The organism is Paenibacillus agaridevorans, assembly GCF_018604145.1.
In the GTDB taxonomy this organism is placed as follows: Bacteria; Bacillota; Bacilli; order Paenibacillales; family Paenibacillaceae; genus Pristimantibacillus; species Pristimantibacillus agaridevorans.
In genome coordinates, this window is record NZ_CP075889.1 from 8,123,375 (window position 1) to 8,143,779 (window position 20,405).

The 20,405-nt window shown below is 51.7% G+C and carries 12 protein-coding genes; 7 read left to right on the top strand and 5 right to left on the bottom strand.

All coding sequences use genetic code 11. The features are described 5' to 3' along the window. The first annotated feature begins 70 nt into the window (after window positions 1-70). Window positions 71-1,030: an alpha/beta fold hydrolase gene (locus KJW29_RS32460; protein WP_087569125.1), complete on the top strand. Its 960-nt coding sequence runs from the start codon at window positions 71-73 to the stop codon at window positions 1,028-1,030. Window positions 1,031-1,333: 303 nt separating this feature from the next. Beyond that, window positions 1,334-2,986, top strand: a complete 1,653-nt coding sequence (locus KJW29_RS32465) for a transposase (protein ID WP_214627264.1) — start codon at window positions 1,334-1,336, stop codon at window positions 2,984-2,986. A gap of 392 nt (window positions 2,987-3,378) precedes the next feature. Here the strand turns inward: KJW29_RS32465 and KJW29_RS32470 are convergent, their stop codons facing one another. Continuing rightward, window positions 3,379-5,043: an acyltransferase gene (locus KJW29_RS32470; RefSeq protein WP_246608472.1), complete on the bottom strand. Its 1,665-nt coding sequence runs from the start codon at window positions 5,041-5,043 to the stop codon at window positions 3,379-3,381. Window positions 5,044-5,213: 170 nt separating this feature from the next. On the opposite strand from KJW29_RS32470, the gene KJW29_RS32475 reads away from it, so the two are divergent. The 3 genes from KJW29_RS32475 to KJW29_RS32485 all read left to right on the top strand — a co-directional run bounded on the left by KJW29_RS32475 (window position 5,214) and on the right by KJW29_RS32485 (window position 8,068). Further along, window positions 5,214-6,041 (top strand): helix-turn-helix transcriptional regulator, encoded by an 828-nt coding sequence (locus tag KJW29_RS32475; RefSeq protein WP_214627711.1) that lies wholly within the window; start codon window positions 5,214-5,216, stop codon window positions 6,039-6,041. A gap of 109 nt (window positions 6,042-6,150) precedes the next feature. Continuing rightward, window positions 6,151-6,708, top strand: coding sequence for a sigma-70 family RNA polymerase sigma factor (locus KJW29_RS32480; protein ID WP_214627712.1), 558 nt, complete (start codon window positions 6,151-6,153; stop codon window positions 6,706-6,708). A 4-nt stretch (window positions 6,709-6,712) separates the two neighbouring features. Beyond that, window positions 6,713-8,068: a hypothetical protein gene (locus KJW29_RS32485; RefSeq protein WP_214627713.1), complete on the top strand. Its 1,356-nt coding sequence runs from the start codon at window positions 6,713-6,715 to the stop codon at window positions 8,066-8,068. 81 nt (window positions 8,069-8,149) lie between these two features. Here the strand turns inward: KJW29_RS32485 and KJW29_RS32490 are convergent, their stop codons facing one another. The 4 genes from KJW29_RS32490 to KJW29_RS32505 are packed head-to-tail and all read right to left on the bottom strand — an operon-like array spanning window position 8,150 to window position 12,397. Continuing rightward, entirely contained in the window at window positions 8,150-9,241 is a 1,092-nt protein-coding gene (locus tag KJW29_RS32490) for a GerAB/ArcD/ProY family transporter (RefSeq protein WP_214627714.1), read from the bottom strand. A 50-nt stretch (window positions 9,242-9,291) separates the two neighbouring features. Continuing rightward, window positions 9,292-9,543 (bottom strand): hypothetical protein, encoded by a 252-nt coding sequence (locus KJW29_RS32495; protein ID WP_214627715.1) that lies wholly within the window; start codon window positions 9,541-9,543, stop codon window positions 9,292-9,294. Between the two features lie 40 nt (window positions 9,544-9,583). Then, a complete protein-coding gene (locus tag KJW29_RS32500) occupies window positions 9,584-10,792 on the bottom strand; it encodes a Ger(x)C family spore germination protein (protein WP_214627716.1) in 1,209 nt (402 codons plus the stop codon). Between the two features lie 51 nt (window positions 10,793-10,843). Beyond that, complete coding sequence (locus KJW29_RS32505) at window positions 10,844-12,397, bottom strand: spore germination protein (RefSeq protein ID WP_246608473.1); 1,554 nt, start codon at window positions 12,395-12,397, stop codon at window positions 10,844-10,846. Between the two features lie 217 nt (window positions 12,398-12,614). Between KJW29_RS32505 and KJW29_RS32510 the strand changes: the two genes are divergently transcribed. Together KJW29_RS32510 and KJW29_RS32515 are read left to right on the top strand one after the other, a co-directional pair. After that, window positions 12,615-13,949, top strand: coding sequence for a vWA domain-containing protein (locus tag KJW29_RS32510; RefSeq protein WP_214627717.1), 1,335 nt, complete (start codon window positions 12,615-12,617; stop codon window positions 13,947-13,949). 426 nt (window positions 13,950-14,375) lie between these two features. Continuing rightward, entirely contained in the window at window positions 14,376-20,348 is a 5,973-nt protein-coding gene (locus tag KJW29_RS32515; RefSeq protein WP_246608927.1) for an S-layer homology domain-containing protein, read from the top strand. The last annotated feature ends 57 nt before the right edge of the window (window positions 20,349-20,405 follow it).

The window sequence follows — 20,405 nt, forward strand, 5'->3', positions numbered from 1 at the left end:
TTTATTCGAGCTGAAGCCTACTATATGGCTTATGCCAATCATTGCACTTATTCGAGGGGGAAATTGAGAGATGCCGCAAGTAGACATGCCGCTAGACCAGTTGAAAGAATACCAAGGGAGGAACCCGCGTCCCGCGGACTTCGACGCTTATTGGGATCGCGCGCTGGAGGAGCTTCGCGCCGTTGACGCAAACGTGGAACTGGTGCCGAGCACATTCCAGACGCCGCAGGCGGACTGCTTCGATCTTTATTTTACGGGCGTCAAGGGCGCGCGCATTCATGCGAAATACGTTCGTCCCAAAAACGTGCAGGAGCCGCATCCGGCAATCGTCATGTTCCATGGTTACACGGGGCATGCCGGGGACTGGAGCGATAAGCTCGCCTATGCGTCGCTGGGCTTCTCCGTGCTGGCGATGGACTGCCGCGGACAAGGCGGTTCCTCCGAGGATGCCGGCGGCGTAAAAGGCAATACGCATCACGGCCATATCATTCGGGGACTTGACGATCACCCGGACAATCTGCTGTTCCGTCAGATCTTTCTGGATACGGCACAGCTCGCCGGCATCGCCATTGAGCTGCCGGAGGTGGATCCTGAGCGAGTTTACGCGATGGGCGGATCGCAGGGCGGAGCCTTGACGATCTCATGCGCTGCGCTGGAGCCGCGTGTTAAGAAGCTGGCGCCGGTGTTTCCTTTCTTGTGCGATTACAAGCGCGTATGGGAGATGGATCTGGCGAAGGACGCTTATGCCGAGCTGCGCACGTACTTCCGCCATTTTGACCCGCTGCATGAGCGCGAGGACGAAATTTTCGAGAAGCTGGGCTACATCGACCTGCAGTTCCTTGCGAACCGCATTCAAGGCGAGGTGCTCATGTACGTCGGCCTGATGGATACGATCTGCCCGCCGTCCACGCAGTTTGCGATGTACAACAAAATCACGGCCAAGAAGCAGCTCGCCATCTATCCGGACTTCGGTCATGAAGGTTTGCCGGGTTCGTCGGATCGGACGATTCAGTTCTTTTTGGAAGGTTAGTAAAATAAATGACAAGCCCCGCTCCTCACTCGGTTTCGGTTTCGAGAGAGTTGAGGGGCTTTTTTTATGTTTTAGGAAACGAAGTGTTGCCCCGGGGCGGTAACCCGATTTTTTCGGGCTACAGCGCCGAAAGTAACTCCACTTGGAGCTGTAACCCGATTTTTGAGACTGTCGATTAATTCTAGAACATGCACAAATAAAAATCCCTAAATATCCATTAAAACCACCCGTTTTCTTCAATTATCTCTAAATAACTCCCTATATCGTGGTATAATAGATTTATATTGAGGGGAGAGAATGACAATGGCAGTCGCGTTCAAACAGTTTGAGCAGCTTTCATTTGCGGATATCGAGGTTTACTCCGTGTTGCCCGAGCATCCGATCTGGAGTAAGGTCGATGAACTCGTGGATTTTAGCTTCGCGGATCGCATTTGTGCTCATCTCTACTCGTCGCGCGGTCCAAAACCCTATGCACCATCCATAAAGTTTAAGCTGCACGTTGTCCAGCGATATTACAACCTTTCGGATCGCGAGATGGAGGAGCGCGTCATTGGCGATCTCTTCATTAAGCGGTTTTTGGGCGTTCCGGTCAGTTTTATGGGGTTCGACCACAGTACGATCGGCCTTGACCGCGACCGGCTGGGTTCGGCATTGTTTGACGCTTGTCATCACCACATTCTCGCACAAGCCAAACAAAAGGGGTTGTGGGGCGACAACAAGGACATTTGGATTGTCGATTCCTTCGTAACGCAAGGGAATGCCGTTTACCGCTCATCCTATCGTCTAATCAAACATGCCTTTGTCCGGGTGCTCAATCATTTGAAACGTGCGTACCGGCAATTGTTTGACCGCGCACTTACCGGGCTTGACTTGCGTCCGTTGACCGCCAAGCTTCCTCCCCATGCGACGCCTGAGGATCTCGCCGTTGCTTTCAGCCAATTGGTTCTAATGGCGTACGAACTGCTGCACTGGTTTGAAAAGGATTCGATTCGCGACTTATTCTGGACATGGTCTTATCCGGAACGACGACTGGTTTCGTTGGAGCACCAGGCCATTCTGTTCCAGATTTTAATGGAGAATGCGTACCCGGAAGACCCGAATGATCCCCATGTACCCTACAAAAAAATAGAGCGTAAAAAACGGCTCAAAGACCGTATTGGCAGCGCAGTCGATCCGGAAAAGCGAAATGGTGCCAAAAGTAAAACCGTACAATTCTTCGGTGACAAGGTACAGGTGGTCATATCAGAAACCAATGGCATCGTGCTCAATGCGGAACCGATTGCAGGCAATGAGCCGGATGGCGAACGTCTGCAGGAACTCGTGAGCGCTGTGATGAAAGAGCATAACGCCAAGCCTGAGTATGTCTTGGGCGATTCTGCGTACGGATACGGCGCGCACCGTAAGGCGTTAACGAAAGAAGGCATGCAACTTGTAGCACCACTAAAATCGGTTGGCGTCAACGCGAAAGGACTCATGTCCAGCGACTTATTCCACTACGATCTCGAAACAGAATCGGTCACCTGCCCCCAAGGTCAAGTAACCACTCAGGCTCACGACATGCGGGGGGAGCTTGGCAAGCAATATATCTTCGCCAAATCGCAATGCAAGAACTGCCCGGTTAGAACGGAATGCACGACGAGCAAAAAGACCGGAAGAACCATTTTCATCAGTGATTACTATGCGGAATTCAAGCAAGCAGAAGTCTTTAATGCGACCGATGAAGGCAAGACTTTACTACAGAAGCGTGCGAACATTGAACGGAAATGTAATGAGATGAAAAACCACAACGGGCTGGGCAGAACGCGATTACGTTCCCGGGAGAAGCGACGTATAGACACAAAAATTGTGGCCGCGGTGACGAATCTGAAGCAAATCGTTAAACATGCGCAGGGTTCGCTTACGCTGAGTTTTCAGCGAAAGCGTGGCTCTGGTCAGCTACGGGCATTTTCCGGTTAAGGGGAGCAAAAGGAACAAAAAACGGGCATGATATGCCCGGATTTGGACGCCACAAGGGGCTAGAAGTAAAAAAATACAAAAAACACGATGCGGGATAGTCTGAGGGTTATTTAATCGACAGTCTCTTTTTTCGGGCTACAGCGCCGAAAGTAACTCCACTTGGAGCTGTAACCCGATTTTTTCGGGCTACAGCGCCGAAAGTAACTCCACTTGGAGCTGTAACCCGATTTTTTCGGGCTACAGCGCCGAAAGTAACTCCGCTTGGAGCATTAACCCGATTTTTTCGGGCTACAGCGCCGAAAGTAACTCCGCTTGGAGCATTAAGCCGATTTTTTCGGGACGAAACGCGCCTCCCGGCCAAAGGACCGTTGCCATTTCGCCTTGTTTCATTTTTACAACCGCCAAGCCGGCTCCAGCCGATGCACGCCCTTCGGTTCGTAGCCGAGCGTAGAGCTGAGGCCGCATGCGTCGGCGAGCAAGTAGAGGATGCTGAGCCACATCTCCGTCCCTTGCAAGCCCGTGGACTCGCGTTCGCTCAGGACGAAAGCGAAGCCGCGGTTCGGCACCCAGCCGCGCAGGACGATCTCGATGTGGCGCTCCGCCCAGGCGACGATTTCGTCGCGGCGATAATCGGTCTGTCTCATGCACAGCCACAGAGGATGGATGACGTCCAACACGTTGCAGGCGTTAAGCCGGTCCTCGCGGAAAAACTTCATGTTGCGGCTATGGGCGAGTACGGTGTCGATGGCCGTTTCCGGATAAGGGAGCGGCATGCCGAACTGCGCATACGTGGCGCGGGTCAGACGGTAGAAGCCGTTGACGGGCTGCAGCCACCCATCGGCTTCCGTCGGTTCGCCCCATAATCCCGTCAGGCGATTCGCATGTGTGTGCAGCCAGCCGAACAAGTCGTCGGGCCGCTTGGAGGAGCCGAAATGCTTAAGGTTATGGTACAGCCCCGTCGCGTAACAATCGATCCAATCGCCGCAGCCCCAAGCGTTGTTCGTCCATGGCAGGGATTCCAGCTTCCCGTACAACGCCGGCGTATCCATCCTCTCTACGGCTTGGACGGCATGCGGAAGCGCCGAGCCCAGCACCTCCAGCGCGTATCCGACGGCGAGCAGATGGTAGCGGGAGAGGTGATCCGTGAGCAGAGCGGGATCGTACGTCTCTGCGTCAGGGGGCGACCATGGATCCGGCAGAAGTCCCGATTCCGCGTCCTGGAAGCCGCCAAGCTTCGCGATCAGCTCTTCTCGCGACCAGCCGGGAGGCAGATCGCCGAACATCGCGGCTATTTCTACTGCGTCGCAATAGGCGCGAACGGTTCGTTTATAGCCTGGACGGTCCCGGAAATACCGTTCGCCATCATCCGTTTCTTCGTAGTATTGAAGCAGATCCGGGAGTTGTCCGGCAACGCCGGCGCCGAATTTGTTAAGGCGTGTCGCAAGCGCGTCTCTTCCTTTGCCGCGATCGTTTGCGTCCGACGTCGAGGCAACAGGGCTGTCTCCTCCCAGCCTGCTGCGAAGAACTTTGGCAGGGTTGCCGCCGACAATGGCGTAGTCGGGGACATCCTTGGTAACGATGGCTCCCGCGGCCACGATGACATGAGAGCCGATCCGTACGCCGTCCAAGATAACTGCGCCAGCGCCAATCCATACATCATCTCCGATCATAATGCCAAGCGAAGTATGAGGCTGTTGAAAGATCGGGATCTCCGTGGAGGCGTAACCATGATTGAAGCCGTACAAGCTGACATGCGATGCGATCCGTACACCGTCGCCGATCGTGATGCGACCGGAGACGACTGCGTAAGCGTTAATGGAGCAATCTTTTCCCATGATAAGATGCGTATTGCGTACGATCGCTCCGCCCGCAATGTAACTGCGATCGCCAATGCGAAATGAATCCGGATAGAACAACGATTCCGCAGACACAAAGCAGTTGCTGCCGAACTTGCCTTCAAATCGTGCTTCCAGATTGTCCTGCAAGGTTTGTTGGGTCTGCCGTTCTTCTTCCGTCTTGGCCATCCATGGCATATAATCGATCGGCCTTAGCGTCATTAGGATTCCCTCCCCTTTGTCATAATCACGCTGATTTTATCATGACGATGCCAAGATAAACATGGTAATACCGCGCGCATACTTGTCAAAATCGATTCACGAGATTATGCTCGTTATCATAAGAATGACGATCGGCAAGTACATTGTCGATTACGGCGGGAGGTTAAGCCATGGAGGAGTTGCTTCGGCAGCTGCACTTGCACGTCCATTTGGTGATGGACAAAAGGACTTATCCAGGTTGGCGCGACATTCGGCAGAATCGGTCGGCGCATACTTTCTATTGGATTAGGGAAGGACGCGGCGTTTTCCGGGGAGAAAGCGAATTCGTCGTACGTGCAGGAATGCTGTTGTATATGCATCCCGGGATGGAACTCTCCATGGAGACGGATGAACGTCATCCCCTGCAAATTACGATGGTGCTGATATCGGCGATGCAAGGCGGAGGAGACGCCGGAAGTTGGCGGAAGGTCGAGGAGGCGCTGCCGCTGCCTTTCCTTCTGGAGGCCCACGGAGAAGCGGCGCATGAATTCGACAAGCTGTTCGGGGAGATAGAGGCGGGTTGGGTGCCGGGACAGGCGGATGGCGAGTTGATTACCAAAGGAGCATTGTTCCGGCTAATCAGCGCGATTAGGCGCCGGATGAGAGAAGCGCAGACGGGAAGCGCGCAATCCGCCGATGCGTTCGAGCGTGCCAAGCAGGCCATCGACCGAGGTTATGCCGGCCAGGTTAAACTCAGCGAGCTGGCGAGAAGCTGCGGCATATCGGATTCGCATCTTCGCAATCTGTTTCAGCGTCATCTGGGGCGCAGTCCGAAGGACTATCTAAGCGTTCTTCGGGCCGAGCACGCCAAGAAGCAGCTGCTGTACGCAGACCGCACGATGAAGGAGATCGCGGAAAGTTGCGGTTACGCGGACGAATTCCATTTCAGCAAAAGCTTCAAAAAATATACGGGATTGCCGCCGAAGGCCTGGAGGGCACGGATGAAGGGCGGGACGTAAGGGATCGGAGTTTACTATCCGGTCTTTTATTTTTTAGGTTGAGGGATTCCGGAATCCGGTGACGTAGTTATAGATATAGGAGCTTAACAAGACTTGAAAGGGAGAGGTTATGAGCGGGGAAGAGCAACAGCTGGTAGATGCCTTGCGCCATCGTCTGCCATCGGGGCTTGGAAGTTTGATGGAAAAATATGGGGATGTAGTTTACGGTCTTGTGAGACGGGTTCTTGCAGGCGCAGGCAGGACGGAAGATGTGGAGGAATGCGTCAGCGACGTGTTTCTAGCAGCTTGGAAACGAATTGATGAATACGATATGACGAAAGGAACGTTACGGACCTGGCTTCTGATTTTAGCCAAATATGCCGCTCTCGATACTCGGCGGAAACTGTTAAGACACCAAGTCATGCAGTCGTTCGACGGGCATGCTGCTGCTCCTGGGGAGAGCGTTGAAGAGAAAGTGATAACCAAAGAAGCATCCGCGGAGCTGCTTGCACTGGTCAATGCTCTACCTGAACCGGATAAGAGCTTGTTCTACCGGCGATATTTTTTCTACGAATCCATTGAACAAATCTCGCAGGGACTCAATCTGACCGTGAAAGCGGTGGAGAGTCGCCTGTACAGGCTTCGGAAATGGTTTAAAGCTAAGCTTGGCGATAGGAGGGCGGAATAAGGAAATGACTCAGAAGGACGAAAAAGAAATATTCGCGTGGATGGATCATCAGGAGCTGGACGAAGTAGGAGAGATTGAGCTATGCCAGGAGGAGGCAGCAGATGCTGCCGCATGGGAGCGAATCCGGAAACGTACTTTTAGTCAATTGGGTATGGAGATGGTTGGCGAGAAACGCTTAACAGAAGCAAAGTCACGCAGAAATCCAGTACGACGGAAATGGATTGCTGCCGTCTGCGCAATTATGATTCTGGGTACGGCTTTTATTTCCCTTTCGCCCGGGGCGCTAGCCGAAATGCAGAAAGTGCTGCAGTTCATCCCGGGCTTCGGCTTCGTGCAGCCAAGCGAAGATTTGGAGCACATCGCGTACGTGCTGCCTAAACCGATAGACTCGATCGGGGAATATGGCAGAATTACGGTGGAGGGCGTGCTCATCGAGCCATCCATTTCGCAAATTTCCCTAGGCGGAAATCATGTTGCCGCTACGGAGGTGAAAAACCTCGTGCTGGTGACGGAGCAAGGGGAGTTCGTATTTAAACAAGGCAGCGCAGCATGGGGGGGCAACGGTCCATGGCAGGCCACATACTACTATGAAGGAAACATCCCGGACAACGGGCTCGGAATCGTTAGTATTCGGTTCGGAAGTATACTCATCGGCTCGATTCCGTTGTCGAAGGCGGCTACCGCTGAAGAGTTGGCGGGATTTGGCTCAAGTGACAGCAAGAACGGTATAACCGTTACTGGTATCGTGACTCCGCTAGATGGGGGAACTAATAAAATAAATCTGCTTACGCAATTGTCTGGCCGCCAGAGAGTGGATTCATACGGCATAAGTTCAATTGCAGAAGGCTTGCAGCTCAAGCTAACGGATGATCAAGGGCGTGAGCTGGAGTTAAAAGAGGAAAAAGGTTTCATCAAGCCGGGAGAGCTGCTATTTGATGACCCTATAGGATCAAAGTATTATCAGGTGGTTATTCCCGCTATTCGAGTTATCGACCCCGATGCGAAGGCGGTTAAAGTGACCCTGCCGGTACCGACGGAAGGCGCGAAAGAAATTAATGTAGCAAGCCAAATCTCGGGATTCACGATCGATTTTAGGCGCATAGAGCGCGTTGATGCCGAGAACGTGCGCGTCGAAGTGGATACTCATTTTGATCCGGAACAACCGAGAACGCTGCAACATTATCGTCTGTACGGGAAGAGAGGCCAAAGCGCGATGTCGTACTCTTCCGAACTAAACGGGGCGACGGGCGCCATCACAGAATGGCTGACCGTGAAGCCTGGCCAGAAGGAAATCACCTTCTACATCGGGGAGCCGCAGTTTGTCGTAAAAGGGCCATGGGTACTGAGCGATATGCGGTAGGTTCGGTAGGTTACGAGACGATCAACCTTTATGAGGTTGCTGGTAAGATTCGGCGGTCTTCGGGGAATCCGGGCCCCGACTTTACCCCGCCTTCTTCCGAACAGCCGCCATAATTGTCAGCAGCATCAGCGGAATGATGCATACCGCAGCGGCCCAGATAGGGTGAACGGAGGTGACGATGGCTCCCCAGCCGGATGGGCCGTCGTACGTGACCATGCCCGTTATGAAGCTGAGCAGGGCCAGCGGCATAACGATGACGGAGCTGTCCTGGAGTCTGAAGAGGCGTCCTACAAACAGGGAGATGGCGTAGAGTGTAATCGTCGTTTTCATATAGGAGCCCAGGATGAGCGACATGCCGATGATGGATTCGATACGCTGAATGATTTCCTGGAATTCCACGAGCCGAGCCATCGAGTAGAGGACGTATGGAATCTCGCCTGCAAAGGGACCGAACGCCATAATTCCGCCAACCGTTGCCGCCGATAAGGTAAACAGGTTGAAGATTAACGCGATGGATAAAGTAGCGGGTATACGCCCCCTGTTCTTGGGAGCCACGAAAGGGATCAGCATGCCGAACACGAACACTTCTGCGAATGGGAAGCCGAAGGAGAAGTAAGCGCCGTGCAGCACGGGCTTGAATCCCTTTGGGAGAATCGGAAGCAGATGCTGAGGCATGTACTCCGGAATGGAGAGCAAGAGCGTTGAGAGCAGGAAGAGGGCGGTGATGATCACAATGAACATAAACATGCGTGCCATCACTTCGATGCCTGCCCTGGCGGTAAGCGCCGCGATAAGCAAGGTCAGGGAGGTGAAGATATAGATCGGCGTCTCCCTCAGCATGGAGCTCACCATAAAGAGGGCGACATCCATGACCATAGCCGACAGCATCTGAAGCATGAAGGTAAGCGACAGTAGACCCAGCACCGTAGCGGGCACACTGCCGATCAGCTTGCGGCTATAATCCACATAGGTCAGATCCGGAAACCTCTTGGCCAAATACAACAGCATGGCCAGCACGGCAAAGCCGGCTGCGCCGGACAGGATGAGCGAGATCCAGGCGCCGTTGCCTGCCTTGCCGATGAGCGGGCCCGGGACGTTGATAATGGAGGAACCGGTCATAAATACGAAGAAAAGCACGCCCAGCTGAATATGGCTGATCTGTTCCTTGTCCATGGCGATCTTCCCTTCCTCCCTTCCTCCTGATTAGCTCCATGCAGTTCTGACTAGCGCTCCCAATCGGTCTGTAGCAGCTGCTCCATGGTTTTCGCTGCTTTGCCGAACGGAATGTTAGCGAGATCCAGATAATCCGGCCAATCCTGGTTTATGGCGAAGTCGATTGCTCCATAAAGCGTGATGAGGACGATTGATCCGTAGACGAGCTTGTCGCGCGCGGTCAGCTTTCCCCTAAGCGCAAAGCCGTCGAATAGAAGTACGCCGCCAAATGCAATCGCGATTACAAGGCATTTTTCCCACATCCTCGTTTCCCCTCCCCCGACTTCGACTTTCTTGACATGGTCAAGACATGGTTTTGCTCCGAATTGTGCCGCCTGAAACCAGCCGCATTCTCACGTAAATGTCGGATGGCATAGCGGCGAAGCGGGTGCCCCAATCGGCTTTCATGCGAGACCAGGCTTGCGGATGGGTCCTGTAGACGCGATTGCCCAAGCCGATCGCATCGATTTGCCGCTTCTGCAGAAAGGAAAGGGCGCCCCCTGCCTGCTCCTTGATCCGTTCCTCAATGGCGCGTACAAATATGGCTTCTTCCTCGGCTGTGCTAATTTTCGAGCATTTCAATTCATTGATTGTAATATCGCCTTCGATGCGAAGAACTAGACGGACATCATCTCCTTTCACCACGGGTTTTATGCTGGAATGGAGCGAGAGGACCTCCGCCGTCTCGAGCTCTGTCTTGGAGCCGGGGCAATGGATTTCGACGGCGCCTGATTTGTAATCGCCGCTTAACATCAGGAACCCCTCCACTTTGCTTGCGGGGAGTACGTCCTTCATCATGCCGTCTTGAAGCAAGGCGAGACCTGCGGCGGAAAAAAATTGCGAGGTTTTGCCCTCTTCGTAAACGTAAGCGACGGCCATGTCCTTCTGCACGCTCTTCATTCGGCGGATCAGATCCAGCAAGGTCGTATCCAGCGTCTTCGCGGCGTTGCGGTGCGACGATTCGCTCGTCCTTAAAAATTGCTGCGAACTCGTCTGTTCGATAAGCGGCGTTTTCTCGAACAGATGTGCAGCCTTTCCCTTCGCGATCATGAGGGAGACGCTGTTCCGCGGCTCATGGTCGCGATAGAACAGATCCAGCGTCTGGATCAGATTAAGGCTTCTGGCAAGCTTCTCCCCTACGATAATGACGCGCATATGGCTCCACTGAGCCTTCCTTCCCAAGTGGATCGGAATGTCGCGGATCGCCTCCATAACGGTATCGTCCGACGTCTTGATGTTAACGCTGGAGCCTACGATCGTGGACGTCGACTTGCCGATTTCCGACGACGAAGGCCGATAGACTTGCGTCAGCATATCCAGCTTGCCGTCGTCACGAAGGTCGAGCGCCACACCCATGACGAACGCTCTTTCCGTCAGCTCATATTTGCTCCAGCAGCCTGTAGGCAAGACAAGCAAGGCGGCCGCGAGCATCAGCTTCAACACCTTTCGGATCCGGGAGCGCAGTCGTTGAGCCAGCCGGCGCGGCAGGGGAGTTCTATCTTCTATCAACATCGTTCATCTCCAATACGGGCTTTCGCCGCAGGCGCTTTGACCGGAAGGTAGTTATTGCTTATGCACATTGCGAGGTTGGCGGAGCAGCTTCTTGAGCGGGATGCGCAGCAGCACGTCCTTGAGATCGCTTAAGCGAAGAGGCATCAACGAAGCCATGTACGGCTGTCCAAGCGATCGCAGCTTGCAGAGATGGAGCAGGATAAACAGCAGGCAGATCATCATGCCGAATCCGCCCAGCAAGGCCGCGCTTGCCATAAGCGGAAAACGTAATATGCGCAAAGAGATTGCCATGCCGTACTGAGGCAGAGAGAACGAAGCAATGCCGGTTAAAGCAACGACAATGACCATGATAGGCGAAGCGATTCCCGCGCTGATGGCCGCTTCGCCGATGACAAGCGCGCCGACGATACTGACTGCCGACCCAACCGGTCGGGGCAACCGAACGCCGGCCTCCCGCATGAGCTCGAAAAAAAACTCCATCAGCAGCGCCTCGAAAAACGCCGGCAGCGGAATGCCTTCCCGAGCGTTCAAAATCGCAAGCAGCAATACGGTAGGTATAAGCTCCGGGTGAAAGGTGGACAAGGCAATATAGATACTGGGCAGCGTAAGCGCGATTACAAAGGCGATAATACGGAGCCAGCGCACCATGGTAGAGATTAGCGTCCGCTGGTAATAATCTTCGCTGGATTGGAAAAATTCCGTGAATTTTCCCGGACATAACATAATGCCGCCCGTCCCTTGCACCAGGACGATAATTTTGCCGTCCAGAAGCGCGGCCGCCGCCATATCCGTTCGCTCCGTATACCGGTGCTGGGGGAAAGGAGAGTAGCTGGAATCCTCGATCAATTGCTCGATATAAGTGGTCTCCAGAATTTCAAGCTTGTTGACGTCCGCGATTCTGCGCTGAAATTCCTGGAGCAGCTCGCCATCGACCCTTCCTTCGATATAGCCGTAAGCAATGGAAGTGTTCGTCTCGCCTCCGCCCTGGACCATTATAATTTTGAGCTTCGTCGTCTTCAGCCGGAGACGGATGAGGCCGAGGTTTTTCTGCAAATTTTCGACGGTGCTCTCGCGGGGGCCGATGACGACGGATTCATTGACGGGCTCGTTGACCTGTCGGGTCTCGACGGACTCCGCTTTAAAGCTGAGCGCCTTGCTCCATTCGTCGAATAGAATGACAAGCCGGCCGTGCAGGATTTCTTCCTCCACCGTTAACAAGTCTTTAACGACTGTCGCTTTTTTGGCGGAGACGCCGCTGCGCTCGAAGAAATTTCGCAGCTCCTCCATCGTAATATCTTTACCCGGCCCTACCTCATGGGTCTCGAGATCCTGCAGCGAATGTTTCATATAGTTGATGTTGTCTTCCTGCACAAGGGAGGAGAAGTAGATGGAGCAGGCACGTTCACGGAAATCGGGTCCGAAGCTCCAATGTCGGAAAATAATGTCCGAGTTGCCCGCGAACGTGTCTTCCAATTCCTTAAGATTCGCGTCCAGCGATGGCGAGAGCGGACGAGCTGCACGGTCTGCCGATTTATTCTGCTTCTGCGTCATGCCGTTTGTCGTGCTTTGGCCGTCTTGCGCCATACCGCCTGATTCGTAGCCCATCCTTCAACACCTTTCCCGACCATTCGACGTTTTCTTCCATTATTTCCTATGAGTTGCGGAGCTATACGAGGCTGGCAGCAAGTATTCGATCGCGTTGCCTTCTTGGCGCAAATGGGGCGCGGACGGGCGGGGCGTTTTGCGAATAATAGCCTGACCTAGCAACATATGCCAATCCCTGGACGTTAGAGGAGTATATACACATAAGGGGGTTGTGGCAATGCTGAGAGTGTATTCGTCGAAGGGGTCAAAAAAGGGGCGGCAATCGCGGCTGCGTGGACTGGCGGGAGTGCTGCTTGCGATGGTTATTGTCTTGAGCGCGTGTTCCGGCGCGGACAATAACGCGGGCAGCCGAAGCACGGAAGGCGCGTCAAACGCTGCGTCAGCCGAAAAGGGGAACAGCGGCAACACTCCTCGCGAGGCTTTAGGGGAATCGGACAGGAGCCCCGCTTCTTCCGAGCCGAAAAAAGAAATAGTTGAGCGCAACGGAGTCTACTCCAATCCGAAACAGAAGATTCAGGCCGGGCAGCTGACCGCGGGAGAGTGGGATGACTTGGCGGCATGGGAAGGCTTCAACAATCTGCTTAACAGCCAGGAGGGCGACAGCAGCAAGAGCTTCTGGGGTTTTTGGCAATTTCATCGGCTGGAGGTCATTGTCTCGGCTAACGGCAGAGCCGTATCCGATGCGGAGGTCGTCCTGCAAGCCGACAACCAGGCGGTCTGGCAGGCGAGGACCAATACGGACGGCATCGCGTATGTCTATGCAGGGCTGTACGAGCAACGCGATTTGAAGACCAGCAATGCCTACAATGTGCAAGTCAGCTTCGGACAGGAACAGAAAACGACGCAGGGGCTGGACATAACGAGACAGGGCAGCGTCAAGGTGGATTTGGGTTCTGGCGTGCCAGGGACGGAGCCGTCAGAGAAGGTTGATCTGATGTTCGTCGTCGATACGACGGGTTCGATGAAGGATGAGCTGGATTATTTGGAAGCTGAGCTTAAGGACGTCGTGGAACGGGTGGCGGACGAACATGCCAACCAACTGGGGATCAGAGTCAGCGCCAACTTTTACCGGGATGCAGGGGACGAATATATTACGAGGCCTTATCCGTTTACGACGAATATAAATGAGGTGATCGACCAGTTCAGCGAGCAGAATGCGAGAGGCGGAGGCGATTATCCGGAAGCCGTCGACCAGGCTCTCAGGGATGGTATTCATAAGCACGACTGGAGCGAAGAGGCCCGGGCGCGCTTGCTGTTTCTGGTGCTGGATGCTCCGCCGCACGAGGATACCCAAGTCATCGAAGAGGTGCACAGGCTTATCGAAGATGCTTCGGAAAAAGGCATTCGCATCATTCCGGTCGCTTCGAGCGGCGTAAATGCGGATACGGAGTATTTGCTGCGGTTCATGGCCGTTGCGACAGGAGGAACGTATCTGTTCCTGACCGATGACAGCGGGATCGGAGGCGATCATCTGGAGCCGGCGGTGGGCGAATACGAGGTTAAGCTGCTTAATGATTTATTAGTTGAAGTTATTAACCGTTATGTGAGTTGATTGCAAGAACAAGACGGTTGAGGTCATGCCGCAGAAGGACATCTATAAGTCATCTCCGACAAGAAGCCGAAGGCTTAGTATACGATTACAACAAGCACCGTGACAGGTGCTTTTTTGTTTATTCTGTATGCATGATGGTTATTTGGGGAAGTCGGATGCTGTGCGCTAACGAATGGATGTGGGATAAGTCCTTGTAGCCCTTATTTTCGCGGGGTTTTTTATTAAAGAAATAACTTAAGCGTTTACATCAAATAAAACGTAGTATATAATCACTTATATCATATATACCTATATAACAAACATGTATATATGATATGTAATTTTGAAAGGGTTAATGGAGGTGGGTGAATTAACGATCTGCAATCCAGCAATTGTTTATGTTAGGGGTTAAACAGCGTTTATAAGGAGATGTTGCTATTGCGAAAAATGATTTCTATGCTGACGTGCATGACTGTATTGGCTACAACACTAGTATTGCCTCCAAAGATTGTTGAAAGCGCTTCACAACTGAGCGCCTCAAATGAAGATGTGTTGAAACTGACGATCGTTAATGATGGAACTAGCACCGGTTATGACGAAAAGTTTGTAGATCTCAAGCTGTCGGAAGCGGGAGCGGGAACGTTTGTCATCCAACCTGGCCAGTATTTGGAATATGATATAAAGACGCAAGGGACGATATGGGGTGCCGGTGGTGTAGACATTGAGTTTACCGATGGCAGCCGCTTAAACGACATGAATGGTTTCTTTGATCAGAAAGGTTTGAATGCGGGGCGTTACTCTACTATGGAGGAGGCAGCGAATCAATGGTATCATCGGAAAATTAAGCTGCCTGAAGCATCGTATGGCAAAACGATAGCAAGATGGATCCTTACAAGTAAAAACCCAATCCCTGATCTCGTCTATACGTCTTATTATGCGGATATTCATCTATCGGACGGTAACGGACAGGTGCTGCTCTCCGGCTATAGTAACGGGCCAGCGCCGTTTCAAGAAGCGATCGCTGCCAATGGATTAAAGCCGGGACCTTATCCCGGACTTGAATTTGGCTATAAGAAGGGAACTCCTTCTGGAGACGTATTAAATTATACCGTTACGAATGATCCGGGTTCTGCTGGCAAATATATTGGTTACATCATGGCGGGAGCTCCGTCGGACAACTATAGATTTCAAGCAGGCGATATCATCGAATACGACATTTATTTGCCCGATCCTAACTCTATTCGAGCTGGAGCTATTGAAGTCATTGCAGATGATGAGACCAGATTTAGAAACTTGAGCGACTGGGTCGATACAAAAGGTACAATTGGCGCAGGATGGGGAGACATAACCGCCTATGCCTCTAAAGGTTGGTATAAGCGACAATTGGCAGTACCCGCCTCCATGATCGGTCGAATGCCGGTTGCATGGCAAGTCGTAGGCAACAATATGGAACCCGGGTATGTCTATACCGCTCTATATGATAACATCGTGGTCAAAGATTCCGAAGGCAATGTCAAAGTCGTCGTATATGAAGATGGTCCTCCCCAGTTGAATTATATTGGAGAGTGGGAAGGCGGCATGAGCGCCGAGCTGAAAGAAGCGACCTATGTTCCTCTTCCTGTTGACGATGATGAAGTGGATATGGATGTTTCCGTGGCTCCCATTAAATTCGAGGCTTTGAATAACGGCTTCGAACGAGGCAATCCTGAAGGCAATGTGTTGAAATATTCGGTCACTAATCATGGTGTAGCAGGCGATAAAAAGGCGGCAAACGAAATCTCCGTAGTCGGTTCGGAGTATACTTTTGCAGCTGGCGATGTCATTCAATATGACGTATTTATTCCTGATTCGTTAGCTGGACGGGCTGGCGGGCTTGAAATCGTTTCTGATGGCTTGTCATCATTTAGGGATGAGTCTGATTGGATGGATGCGCAGGGCTTATCCGGGCATCCGGATACAGATCTAACCAAGTATGCATCTGGCGAATGGTATCGCCGTCAACTGACTGTCCCGGCAAATAGCGTCGGTACTAAGCCAATATCCTGGCAATTGGTGGCTGAGAATGATCAGGTTAACTACAGCTATGACGTATTTTACGACAATATCCTGGTCAAGGATGCTGCCGGAACGACGAAGCTAGTTGTGTTTGAAGATAACAATCAGCTTAACAATGCAGTTGCTGACATCGGCGCGAGTCAGCAGCTCTCGCTTGTGAATTATGAGGATACGACAAGCGGTCCTTCCGGAGATGTCTTGAAGTTTGTTTTTCATACGCAAGCCGAGGTCGATTATACGCCTATGACGGAGTATTCCAACAAGTATACGTATCGTGTGTTCTCGGAAGAGGAGTATGTATTGCAGGGGGGAGATTACCTGGAATACGATATCAAACATACGGCTGCGGGCTTGCGGCCTGCGGTAGGGATCGACCTTACTTTCACGGACAACACCAACGCAAGAGATTACGGATTGGTTGATCAAAACGGCTTTAGTATACATCCTTCAACTGATTTATTGCGGTTTACCGCTAATCATTGGTACCATCGAAAAATTAAGATCCCGGATTCAATGGCAGGAAAAACGATATCCAACTGGCTGATTGCGGGTGAATATGATGATGGTAATGCTTGGGTCACGGCGTTTGTGGACAATGTCAAAATCACGGACGGCAATCATGTCGTCAAGGCCGTAGCTTATGAGGATAGTTATCCTACTGCCAATGCCGAAGCTTACCATAATAATGTCCTATTCTCCAATTTATCTTCGGAGCCTCTTGATGGTTACCCGGAGCCGACTCCGTCACTCGTGAACAGCAGCTATCCAAGCGATGACATTCCCGTTCAAACGGTTAATGTCATGGACTTTGCTGCGGAGGGAGATGGGATAACGGATGATACGTATGCTTTCCAAAGCGCGATAAATGCAGCACATGACGCGGGTGGAGGCGTTGTATTCATTCCGGAAAACAAGTATGCCATTAAGGGAAGTTTATACATTCCGAGCAACGTAACTCTTCGCGGCGAATGGCAAAGTCCGGAAGAGAGCGGACTTGGGAAAGGAACGATTCTGCAAGTCTATGAAAACAAAGGAAACGCAAACGGGTTTCCATTTATATCGATTAACGAAAGCGGAGCAGTGACCAATTTATCCATCTGGTATCCGGAGCAAGATGTTTATGATATTCAACCTTATCCTTGGACTATCCAGACCCAATTCGGCGATAACGCGGCGATTCGTAACGTCACGCTAATTAACTCCTATCAAGGCATAAAAAACGGACCTAACTGGAATGAGCTTCAAAACATTTCAAACGTGTACGGTACCGTATTGCGCAAAGGAATTGAAACGAGCTTTAATACGGATGTGCTTCGCATAGATAACGTTCAATTGGAATCCGATTATTGGATTCATTCCGGATTGCCTAACGCACCAATCGAGGCCCAGGATCAGGAGGCGCTGCTCGATCATTTGCATACGTATGCCGAAGGGCTGCTATGGGGGCGTGTCGATTGGCCGTTCGTGTATAACGTTAAGATACGCGATATGCATACAGCGATTAAATTTATGGCAAATTTCACTGCTCATGGCGGAGGTATTTATAATGCCGGGGGCAATGCCCAATTCGCCAAACTGGATATTGACGATGTTCAAGTGGGAGTTTACGCAAACCGGGTAGGGCCGATGGGATATGGCATTACGGATTCCATAATCCGCGCTTCTATAGGGTCTAATCCTGTTGCCATTCAAACAACGGCCAGCTTTGATGCTTATCTAGGCATTAATCAATCGATTATTGGCGGAACTCCTCAAACAGCGGTTCTGTTGGAGGGCAGCGGTTTGGTTTCCATTCAGGATTCAACGTTCGAGAACTGGAATGGCCAAGACGGACATTACGCGGTAGATCAGCCAAATGGTGAACTTATTCTAACTGGAAACGAGTTTCAACTGGATCAACCGTCGATCCGACTAGGCTCGAACGCTGCGTCTGCCAGCATCATCGGAAATGTATTTCAAGCAGAGCCGCAAATCATTAATAATAGCAGCCTAAACAGCGAACGTCTGGCGATAGACCATACGGACATCGGAGCTTCGAAGCGTACTGCTACAGAGCATACGAAACGTCCGACAATTCCAGGCCCGGCGAAGGATACGTTTATTAATGTGAAAACATCGCCTTATTACGCTGTTGGTGACGGAGTGACTGATGATACGGTAGCAATTCAGTCTGCTATTGCTGCCGCTGAGGCTGCTGAAGGCGGAATTGTGTACTTCCCAGCCGGAGAGTATCGGGTTACTGGAACTTTTAACGTGCCAAGCGGTGTAGAATTAAGAGGTATATTTGATACGCCTCACCATACATCTGCATGGGGAAGCGTCCTGCTCGTGTACTCGGGCAAAGGGGATGCCGAAGGAACGCCATTTATTACTCTCTCCGCAAATAGTGGCATGCGGGGCATGACGATTCATTACCCAGAGCAGAACCATATCCAGGTGCAGCCTTATCCGTGGACGATTCGCGGCAATGGCGAAAACGTGTATGTCATCAATACCTCCTTTACCAATGCTTATAGAGGCATAGACTTTGGATACACTCATCGTGTGGACAATCATTATATTAATGGCGTGTTGGGCGATTTTCTGGATAGGGGCGTATACATCGGTCAATCTGAAGAGGGTTGGGTCGAAAATGTGCACATTAATCCACATCTGTGGCTGAATGCGCCTGTCAAAAACTCGCCAATGGGGAAACCGGGAGAGTGGGTAGAGACTCTGTACGCGCAAATGGTAAACAATCAAAAAGCCTTTACGTTCGGTGCATGCGAGAAGCAGCACGCATTCGGGTTATTTGCCTATGCGACGAAAGTAGCCTTTACTCTGGAAGCACAGAATGGCGTGGGCTGCAGCGGAACCTTTTATTTGAATGGTCTGGATTCCACTCCGCTTGGTATTGAAGCATTTGAAATCGGAGCTTCCGGCGCCACTTTTGTCGCCAATCAATTTTATAGCGCTGGTCCGCAAGCCGAACGTGGATTGGTTCGCGTAGTCAAGAACCCTGGTGGCAAGCTTGAGATTATCAACACTCTGGCTGGCGATTTCAACAGTAAGCCAACTTTCATTGCCAACATCAATGGCGGAGATAATCTGATCCAGCAAATCAATATTCCCGGGGTAGGCTCCAACACCAACTTTATTGTGAATCAAGGAAAAACTTCATTTGAAAGCGTTGCGGTGCGTCAAGCCGCTAACGATGCTTACGTGGGTCCGGATGTCTCGAGCGTGAGCTGGAAGGCCGGCATGTATGCGGGCGGTTTCAATATTGATAATCAAGCTGGCTGCAAAGCTACATGGGCGGGGAATGTCGGCGGAGCAAACGTTTCTAATATGGAGCAGTGTCATGTAACACCGACACCTACGCCGACTCCAACACCGATAGCAACACCGACAGCGCCATCAGCAACGCCAACAGTAACGCCAGCACCAAAGCATCAAATGGATGTTTCGGCTAGCGAAGGAGCGGAACTAATTGTTGATCATTTGATCAAGCTAAATATTCCAGCCGGTGCTTTAGTTAAGGATGGCAAGGTTACGGTATCCGTAACGGATACAACTACTGTGGATGCTATGCAACTGGTAAGCCCGGTATTGGAACTATCGAATTCATCAGGCCACAAGCTTAACGGGATGATCGATTTAACCTTCAATTACAATCCAGCTCAGTTGTCTGGACACCAAAAGGCAGCGGTGTATTATTACAACGATAAGCAAGAAAAGTGGATATTCGTCGGAGGTACGGTTAATGGGGATGGAACGGTTAAGGCCCGCGTCAACCACTTCCACAAATTTGCTGTATTTGCCTACGAGCCCATGGTCTTAGCTGATTTGGCCAATCATTGGGCAGCAGCATATACGGATCGTTTAATTGGCATGAAGGTTATACAAGGTTTCCCGGATGGAACCTTTAAACCGCAGCAATCCGTTACCCGAGCGCAATTTGTCGTCCTGCTTACAGAAGCACTGGGACTGAAAACTTCCGAGAAAACAACGAGTTTTTCGGATGATGGGGGGATTCCGGCATGGGCGAAACCGTCTGTAGCTGCAGCTGCGAAGTCAGGCTTGATTAACGGTAGCCCCTATCAAGGTCAGACGATGTTTAAGGCGAATCAATCGATAACTCGCGCGGAAATGGTCGCCATGCTTGTCAATGCGTTGCGTGAAAACGGATATACAATTGCAAGTGCAAGGAGCGACTTTAAAGATGCTGCTCAAATTCCCGACTGGGCCCAAGCCTCTGTAGAAGCCGCTGTATCGGCAAAGCTGATTAATGGATTTCAGGATGGGACGTTCCGTCCGGATCATACCGCGACGAGAGCCGAGGGCGCGGCAATGATCTATAGGCTGCTTGAAGCCTTGCATATTTAATGAAGCGAAGAGAGGTTTCCCCATTCGGGAGATCTCTCTTTGCGTATGCCGGCATGG

Coding starts and splice junctions, on each gene's coding strand:
- KJW29_RS32515 (WP_246608927.1), top strand. CDS start 14,376: ATGATTTCTATGCTGACGTGCATGACTGTATTGGCTACAACACTAGTA.
- KJW29_RS32485 (WP_214627713.1), top strand. CDS start 6,713: ATGACTCAGAAGGACGAAAAAGAAATATTCGCGTGGATGGATCATCAG.
- KJW29_RS32465 (WP_214627264.1), top strand. CDS start 1,334: ATGGCAGTCGCGTTCAAACAGTTTGAGCAGCTTTCATTTGCGGATATC.
- KJW29_RS32470 (WP_246608472.1), bottom strand. CDS start 5,043: ATGACGCTAAGGCCGATCGATTATATGCCATGGATGGCCAAGACGGAA.
- KJW29_RS32505 (WP_246608473.1), bottom strand. CDS start 12,397: ATGGGCTACGAATCAGGCGGTATGGCGCAAGACGGCCAAAGCACGACA.
- KJW29_RS32480 (WP_214627712.1), top strand. CDS start 6,151: ATGAGCGGGGAAGAGCAACAGCTGGTAGATGCCTTGCGCCATCGTCTG.
- KJW29_RS32475 (WP_214627711.1), top strand. CDS start 5,214: ATGGAGGAGTTGCTTCGGCAGCTGCACTTGCACGTCCATTTGGTGATG.
- KJW29_RS32500 (WP_214627716.1), bottom strand. CDS start 10,792: ATGTTGATAGAAGATAGAACTCCCCTGCCGCGCCGGCTGGCTCAACGA.
- KJW29_RS32510 (WP_214627717.1), top strand. CDS start 12,615: ATGCTGAGAGTGTATTCGTCGAAGGGGTCAAAAAAGGGGCGGCAATCG.
- KJW29_RS32495 (WP_214627715.1), bottom strand. CDS start 9,543: ATGTGGGAAAAATGCCTTGTAATCGCGATTGCATTTGGCGGCGTACTT.
- KJW29_RS32490 (WP_214627714.1), bottom strand. CDS start 9,241: ATGGACAAGGAACAGATCAGCCATATTCAGCTGGGCGTGCTTTTCTTC.
- KJW29_RS32460 (WP_087569125.1), top strand. CDS start 71: ATGCCGCAAGTAGACATGCCGCTAGACCAGTTGAAAGAATACCAAGGG.